The 7865-nt window shown below is 49.9% G+C and carries 8 protein-coding genes and 1 pseudogene; 6 read left to right on the top strand and 3 right to left on the bottom strand.

Translation table 11 applies throughout. The features are described 5' to 3' along the window. Positions 1-121: pseudogene (locus tag QJ036_RS13940) on the bottom strand (transposase); the annotation flags it as partial. Between the two features lie 1052 nt (positions 122-1173). On the opposite strand from QJ036_RS13940, the gene QJ036_RS13935 reads away from it, so the two are divergent. Further along, on the top strand, positions 1174-2394 hold the full coding sequence (locus tag QJ036_RS13935) for an MFS transporter (RefSeq protein ID WP_002584949.1): 1221 nt from the start codon (positions 1174-1176) through the stop codon (positions 2392-2394). 80 nt (positions 2395-2474) lie between these two features. Here QJ036_RS13935 and QJ036_RS13930 read toward each other — a convergent pair whose 3' ends face one another. Both QJ036_RS13930 and QJ036_RS13925 read right to left on the bottom strand, forming a co-directional pair. Beyond that, positions 2475-3275, bottom strand: a complete 801-nt coding sequence (locus QJ036_RS13930; RefSeq protein WP_002575858.1) for a helix-turn-helix domain-containing protein — start codon at positions 3273-3275, stop codon at positions 2475-2477. 78 nt (positions 3276-3353) lie between these two features. Next, a complete protein-coding gene (locus QJ036_RS13925; protein WP_002575859.1) occupies positions 3354-3617 on the bottom strand; it encodes a hypothetical protein in 264 nt (87 codons plus the stop codon). Positions 3618-3845: 228 nt separating this feature from the next. Between QJ036_RS13925 and QJ036_RS13920 the strand changes: the two genes are divergently transcribed. From QJ036_RS13920 to QJ036_RS13900, 5 genes are all read left to right on the top strand, one after another. Next, positions 3846-4259, top strand: a complete 414-nt coding sequence (locus QJ036_RS13920; RefSeq protein ID WP_002575860.1) for a cysteine-rich VLP domain-containing protein — start codon at positions 3846-3848, stop codon at positions 4257-4259. Between the two features lie 111 nt (positions 4260-4370). Further along, complete coding sequence (locus QJ036_RS13915) at positions 4371-4766, top strand: replication initiator protein A (protein WP_002575861.1); 396 nt, start codon at positions 4371-4373, stop codon at positions 4764-4766. Between the two features lie 173 nt (positions 4767-4939). Beyond that, entirely contained in the window at positions 4940-5884 is a 945-nt protein-coding gene (gene mobV, locus QJ036_RS13910) for a MobV family relaxase (RefSeq protein WP_283231846.1), read from the top strand. Positions 5885-5924: 40 nt separating this feature from the next. Continuing rightward, on the top strand, positions 5925-6080 hold the full coding sequence (locus tag QJ036_RS13905) for a hypothetical protein (RefSeq protein WP_002575863.1): 156 nt from the start codon (positions 5925-5927) through the stop codon (positions 6078-6080). Positions 6081-6174: 94 nt separating this feature from the next. Continuing rightward, on the top strand, positions 6175-7686 hold the full coding sequence (locus QJ036_RS13900; protein ID WP_002575864.1) for a recombinase family protein: 1512 nt from the start codon (positions 6175-6177) through the stop codon (positions 7684-7686). Positions 7687-7865 lie beyond the last annotated feature (179 nt).

The raw sequence follows: 7865 nt of genomic DNA, 5'->3' as shown, positions 1-7865 counted from the left end.
CTATTCCTTTTCTTCGGCATAATGAGCCTAATATTTGTCCTACATCTGCTTTGATATCCTTATAGATTACCTGTCGACGATATTTTGGTGCAAAAACCAGATGATACTTGCATTCCCATTTAGGTCAGTTTACAAGGAACTACACGCAGACCGTGAAACGGGCTGCTGACAACAAACGGCGCTATGCTCCCGGCTGGGTGCATAGCACCTGTTTGTTGCGGGGGTTTCCAAAGGGGGCAGCGCCCCATTTGGCACACGACTTTGCGGAGCAAAGTGTAGTGTGTTATACGCTCTGTCGGCGTTGCCCTGAAAATACCGTTGCCGCCGGGGAGGGCAAGGGCATTTGACGCGGCAGGAAAGCAGGGCTTTGTTTGGGGCTGGTAAGCCGGAAACAAAGGGCTGATTTCAGCAGCAGACAGGGCGTATTATGAAAGCCCCCGTCCCTCGTCCTCCGCCCCCGGCCTATGGGACAAAAAGTCCCAAAGCTCTGGACACCGTGACCAGATGTGTGGCCACACTCCGGGAAAAGTAGCAGGACGGCAGGAAACCGTCAAGGCTGAAATGAATGGGCTGACGCCCGGCCTTGACCGTTCCCCGCCGCCCCGCTGGATGGGTGGACAAGGTGGCCAATCCCTAAAAGTGTTTGGCCGCACTCGTTCATTTTGGGGCCTTTCTTCTCCCAAAATTGAAATGGGCGGGAAAGCCCTAAAATGGCTTTCCCGCCTTGATTACCCATTAGCAAAGACGGGCGAGACTGTCAACGGCGGCGCTGAAAGCGCCGTTCATCTTGACCGTTGACTGGCTCGCCTGGCTTTGCTACTGCCCGTAAGAGATGGAAAAACAAGATGGAAAACAAGGTTAAAAATGGTTGACAAGTCTATCGGATGTGTGTTATACTGTGCGACAGTTTGAGATTGGAAGGAGGCTTACGTGTGTTAATTTGTGTACGCTAATAAGCAATAAAAAGTAGAAGTACCTTTCCACATGATGGTGGGCTTTTTTTGCGTGCGTATGCAAAGGAACACGTAGGTTTGACACGAGCAGTCTTTGAACTGTATCGTGGTGTTTTTTCGTGCTTTGTTGTTATGCAGGCGTCTGCCCTCTCTGTGGGACAACGCCTGCTTTTTATTGCAGAAACAAAGGAACAATGCAATAAAAAAGGAGGTTCGCATTATGACCCAAAACAACAATTCATGGAGAAAAACTTATTTTACACTTCTTGCCGGACAAGCAATATCCTTTATTAGCAGCGGTATTTTGCAAATGGCCATTATCTTTTATTTGGTTGCGAAAACTAATTCTGCAATCATATTGACGGCGGCAACACTGATTGGATTTTTGCCGCAAGCCTGTTTAGGCCCGTTTGCAGGTGCTTTTGTTGACCGGCACAGCCGTAAAAGCGTAATGATTGGTGCGGATTTGATAATTGCCGCCGCTGGCGGTATTCTGGCGCTGGTGGCGTTTTACATGGAATTGCCCGTATGGTCTATTATGGTTGTCCTGTTAATCCGAAGTGCGGGAACTGCTTTTCATTCTCCAGCATTCAGCGCAGCAACACCTATGATTGTGCCAAAAGAGGAACTTACAAAATGCGCTGGTTACACGCAGACCATGCAAGCAGTAAGTGCGATTATCAGTCCAGCTGCCGCAGCGTTTTTATATGCTGTTTGGCCTCTTAATGCAATTATATTGTTAGATATTGTGGGTGCAATCCTTGCCTGTGTGACTGTTGCGATTTCGTCCATACCAACGCCTGAACTATGTCCAGAAACGAAAAGACAACAGTTTTTACAGGATATGAAAGAGGGGTATGTGGTATTAAAGCAAAACAGGGGCCTCTTTGCTCTGCTCTGGATTGGTGTAATTTATATGTTCTTTTATATGCCAATCAGTACGCTTTTTCCTCTCATCTGTATGTCATACTTCAAAGGAACACCGGCCCATGCCTCTGCCGCTGAAATTGCTTTTGCGGTTGGTATGCTGCTTGGCGGAGTCATTCTGAGCATTTGGGGCGGTTTTAAGAAACGGCGGTACACCATCGGTCTTTCCGTTCTCCTGATGGGCGTTAGCAATATGCTCTCCGGGCTTTTGCCGCCAGACGCATTTCTTGTCTTTGTTGTGTGCTGTACTGTTATGGGAATTTCCGCTCCATTTTACGGTGTGCAAAATGCGATTTTTCAAGAAACGGTCAAACCAGAATATCTGGGGAGAGTTTTTTCTCTACTGACAAGCGCCGCTTCCCTCGCCATGCCGTTTGGCCTTGTCATTTCCGGGCCTCTGGCGGAGCGGCTGGGAGTTGAGAAATGGTTTGTCATTTGCGGAATTGGCATTATCATCGTTGCGCTTGCCGTATTTTTACTACCCGGTTTGAGAGAGATTGACAATACGCAATAATCAACTGCACCTTTTTCTATTACTAAACAAAATGCCTGGATGGTGGTTCTGAAAAACCAGAACCGCCGTTCAGGCATTTTTTATCTTCGTCCTCTCTGCGGTTTTGGATTCTTCAGCAAGTCGGATTTTTCCGCAATCTTTTTCAGCCACTTCCGTTCTTCTACTGACAGCTTCCTAAAATTCAGCTTGAGCCGTTTGCAGATAAACGCCAAGTACGCTTGTTCCGTGTCGCTGTCCTGGCTGACGATTTCACCAGCAGTTTCCAGCATTTCTTTTAGCGGGTTATCCTCTGGGACGCTGAAAAAATCGTCCTTGTGTGTTTCCCGCAGAGCAAGGGCAATCCCGTTTATGTCCCGTTGTATCACATAGCGGCAAAACTCGTCCTCATCAATATGGGCGGTGATAAGCTGTCTTAACTGCGTATCACTCATGCCAGGATTATGCTTTTTTATAACAGTTGCGCTCATCGTGTCCACTATGGCGTTTGCACCCTGCGCCTGTTTCAGTGCCGTTCCGTTCACATAGATTTCAAGGTCAGCCATCAGCCGGGGGAAATCCGGGTGCGCCGCCAGCTCACACAGCAGGGTATTGTCTATCCTCCCGCTTTTCAGCAGGTCAATCATTTCATCACTCAAACGCAGGTCTGCAAGATCGGCGTTTGGGTGATTTTTCATTTCAGACAGCCCCAGCAGATAATCAGCGGTCACACCGTAAAACTTCGCCAGCCGGATAAGGGCATAGTGGCTGATGTCCTTGAAGTCTTCCGTTTCGTAACTGCCCAGCGCAGACTTGGAAAGCCCGGTCTGCTCCGCAAGCTGCCCCAGCGTCAAGCCACGCTCCACACGTAGGTCTTTTAATCGCTCTTGTATGGATAAAGACATATTCACCCTCCTTGCTAGCTCAACGAAAGAGAAGCCGTTATGCTATGTACTATGCTCATAGCATAACGGCATAGGCATTTACAGTTTTATTTTACCATTTGCTACATCTTCACGAAATTTATCAACAAGCTTCGCTGTCAGCTTGGATTTACCGTAGTGTTCAAGTACAAAAGTACGATAACTTTTTCCATCTACAAGCACATCACTTTTTCTGGTCAACAACCAATTTCCGTTACCTCCTCCCTGTTCTCTAATATTCCAGTCTTTCCCATATCTTTTATAGATTTCATCTTTTTTACCTTGAACAGACATTGATTCGCTTGGAATATAAACAATTTGCATAATAGCTCCTCCTTTATTTTGTGCAAGAAGACCAGAAACCTGAATTTGTCTTTTATCTTTTTTTGATTATATCACAAATCCGAGAGCGTGGAAATAGGGAGTTTTTCAGGCTGATTTCCTACCTCTTGGATATACGGCACAGGCGGTCAAAAAGGTGTAGACTTGGGATAGTTCATCGATGGACAAGCACCTTGGAAACAGAACACGCCAAAGAAAACGGAGGGACGCATGAGCAAAAGACCCTATCAACACCTGCCGCCGCTGGAACACAGGCCGGACGGCTCCCCCTACCGCATAACCCCGCCCCAGAAGAGACGAGCCAGCGGCCTGATACGCCGGGAGTGCTGCAACTGCGAGGACGGAAACTGCCTTGCGCTGGACGATGGCGACACCTGCGCCTGTCCGCAGATGATTTCGTTCTCCGTCTGCTGCAAGTGGTTCCGCTGGGCGGTCTTGCCGCTGGACAGGACGCTGGAAGCGGAGATTTACCGGGACAGGGACTTGAAACGCTGTGCGGAGTGCGGCGGTGTGTTCGTCCCGAAGTCCAACCGGGGCAAATACTGCCCGGACTGCGCCGCCAGAGTTCACAGGCGGCAGAAAACAGAAAGTGAACGGAAAAGGAGGTCTGCTGTGGACAGTTAAGAGCGGGAAAAGCCTTGATTTGCAAGGCTCCGCAAGCCCTCAACCGGGGCGGCTGGTATCATTTATCATTCGCCCCGGAAAACGGGCCTCTAACCGTCCACAAAACACGCTATGACAAACACGATTTATATTCACCAGCCGGAAAAGGCGTTCAGTTTCACCCGGCTCCCCAATTTCCTTTTTGAAGCACCCACATTCCAGCCCTTGAGCAACGAAGCGAAGGTGCTGTATGCCTTTGTCCTGCGCCGGGCGGAGTTGTCCCGGAAGAACGGCTGGGCGGACGAGTACGGGCGGGTCTACCTGTACTACCCCATCTGCGAGGTGGTCGCTTTGCTCCGCTGCGGGCGGCAGAAAGCGGTCAACACCCTGCGGGAGTTGCAGTATGCGGGGCTGGTGGAAATCCAGAAACAGGGCTGTGGAAAACCCAACCGCATTTACCCGAAATCCTATGAAGCGGTTCCAAACACCGACTTCAAGAAATCCGGTTATGGTACGCCGGAGGGCTGAAAACCGTACTTGGCGAGTACGAAAATCAATCCTCTTGAAGTACGGAAATCTGACGGTATATAGAAATACAGAGATTAAAACCATCTATTTACATTCATTCCATTCCAATCCTATCAGAGATATTTTCGGCGGGAAAACCCGCCGGAAAGGAATGGAATGGGGAAAGGAGTTCAATGGCACAACACGCAATTTTGCGATTTGAGAAGCACAAGGGCCACCCGGCGGGGCCGCTGGAAGCCCACCATGAACGGAAAAAGGAGCAGTACGCCAGCAACCCGGACATTGACACCAGCCGGAGCAAGTACAATTTCCACATCGTCAAGCCGGATGGCCGCTACTACCATTTCATTCAGAGCCGCATCGAGCAGGCCAGATACCGCACCCGCAAGGACAGCACTCGGTTTGTGGACACGCTGATTACCGCCAGCCCGGAGTTTTTCAAGGGCAAGTCCCCAAAGGAGATAGCGGCCTACTTCCAGAGGGCGGCGGACTTCCTCATTGACCGGGTGGGCCGGGAGAACATCGTTTCGGCTATGGTACACATGGATGAAAAAACGCCCCATCTGCACTTGGTCTTTGTGCCGCTGACAAAGGACAACCGCCTGTGCGCCAAAGAAATTATCGGCAACCGGGCCAATCTGACGAAGTGGCAGGACGATTTTCACGCCTGTATGGTGGAGCAGTACCCCGACCTGGAGCGTGGGGAAAGCGCCAGCAAGACGGGCCGGAAGCATATCCCCACCCGGCTGTTCAAACAGGCGGTCAACCTCTCCAAACAGGCGAGGGCCATTGAAGCGGTTCTCTCCGGCATTACCCCGCTGAACGCCGGAAAGAAGAAAGAGGAAGCCCTCTCCATGCTGAAAAAGTGGTTTCCGCAGATGGAGAACTTCTCCGGGCAACTGAAAAAATACAAGGTCACAATCAATGACTTGTTAGCGGAAAATGAAAAGCTGGAAGTCAGGGCAAAGGCCAGCGAAAAAGGCAAGATGAATGACACGATGGAACGGGCGAAGTTAAAAAGCGAACTGGACGATATGCGGCGGCTGGTTGACCGTATCCCGCCGGAGATTTTAGCGGAACTGAAACGGCAACAGCGGCAGCATGGAAAGGAAAGGTGATCTTATAAGTAATATCAGATACAAAAAGGAAATCGAAATCGTGACTTTTCAGGGAAAGGAAATCACACTGGAAAATCTCTCCCCGGTGTTCACGCCGGAACAGGAAGCAGCCAAACGCCGGGAACTGGAACAGCAGCTTTATGAGGTGTTCCGCAAGTACGCCGACAAGCGGGAGAGTGAGGAAGCCGGGACATAAGGTTTTCCAAACCCATCATTGATTTGCGGGGCTGCTGGCGGTATAATAGAACTGTCAGCAGCTCCGTTTCTTTTTTAAGAAAAGGAGCGACAATATGAACAATCGGATAGACGCAATCTATGCAAGACAATCGGTAGACAAAAAGGACAGCATTTCCATTGAAAGCCAGATTGAATTTTGCAAATACGAGTTGAAAGGCGGTAACTGCAAGGAATACACAGACAAAGGGTACAGCGGCAAGAACACAGACCGTCCGAAGTTTCAAGAACTGGTGCGGGACATCAAGCGGGGCTTGATTGCAAAGGTCGTGGTTTACAAGCTCGACCGTATCAGCCGTTCCATTCTGGACTTTGCCAACATGATGGAGCTGTTCCAGCAGTACAATGTGGAGTTTGTGTCCTCTACGGAAAAGTTTGATACCTCCACGCCGATGGGACGGGCCATGCTGAATATCTGTATCGTGTTCGCCCAGCTTGAACGGGAAACGATACAGAAGCGGGTAACGGACGCTTACTACTCCCGCAGTCAGCGGGGCTTTAAGATGGGCGGGAAAGCCCCTTACGGCTTCCATACGGAGCCTATCAAGATGGACGGTATCAACACAAAGAAGCTGGTGGTAAACCCGGAGGAAGCGGCCAATATCCGGCTGATGTTTGAGATGTACGCCCAGCCCACAACTTCCTACGGGGACATTACCCGGTACTTTGCCGAACAGGGGATTTTGTTCCATGGCAAAGAGCTGATACGCCCCACGCTGGCGCAGATGTTACGCAATCCTGTCTATGTGCAGGCAGACCTTGATGTGTACGAATTTTTCAAAAGTCAAGGTACAGTCATTGTCAATGACGTTGCCGATTTTACGGGCATGAACGGCTGCTATCTGTATCAAGGGCGAGATGTAAAGGCCAGCAAGAAAAACGACTTAAAAGACCAAATGCTGGTACTGGCTCCCCATGAGGGTATCGTCCCCTCCGACACCTGGCTGACCTGCCGCAAGAAGCTGATGAACAACATGAAAATCCAGTCTGCCCGGAAAGCCACCCACACATGGCTGGCAGGAAAAATCAAGTGCGGGAATTGCGGGTATGCTCTTATGAGTATCTACAATCCCTCCGGCAAACAGTATCTCCGCTGCACGAAACGGCTGGACAATAAAAGCTGTCCTGGCTGTGGGAAAATCATCACTTCGGAACTGGAAGCGGTTGTTTATCAGCAGATGGTAAAGAAGCTGGCAAGCTACAAGACGCTGACAGGAAAAAAGAAAGCGGCAAAGGCAAACCCGAAAATCACCGCCCTGCAAGTGGAACTTGCCCATGTAGACAGCGAGATTGAAAAGCTGGTGGACAGTCTGACGGGGGCAAACAATGTCCTGTTCTCCTATGTGAATGTGAAGATAGCGGAACTGGACGGGCGCAAGCAGGAACTTCTGGCAAGGATAGCGGAGTTGACTGTGGAGGCCATCAGCCCGGAACAGGTCAGCCAGATTTCCGGCTACCTCGATACCTGGGAGAATGTATCTTTTGATGACAAGCGGCGTGTGGTGGATTTGATGATCACCACCATAGCCGCCACAAGCGACAGCTTGAACATCACATGGAAAATCTGACTGGCGGCACCCCTCCCGTCAGATACCTACCCTGTGTAGTCCCTTGTAAACTGTACTTTAGTATGGGCTAAACTATTGTTGTCCATTTTGGACCTCCTATGCTTTTATATTTGTGGTTTGCAGACCTACTTTTATTCTAGCATAGGAGTACTTTAATCTAAAGAACTGCCCTCCCCCTG

The sequence above is a fragment of the Fusibacillus kribbianus genome (assembly GCF_030053595.1).
In the GTDB taxonomy this organism is placed as follows: domain Bacteria; phylum Bacillota; class Clostridia; order Lachnospirales; family Lachnospiraceae; genus Lientehia; species Lientehia kribbiana.
The sequence above is the reverse complement of the archived record's forward strand: the minus strand, read 5'-3'. Positions and strand labels throughout refer to the sequence as shown.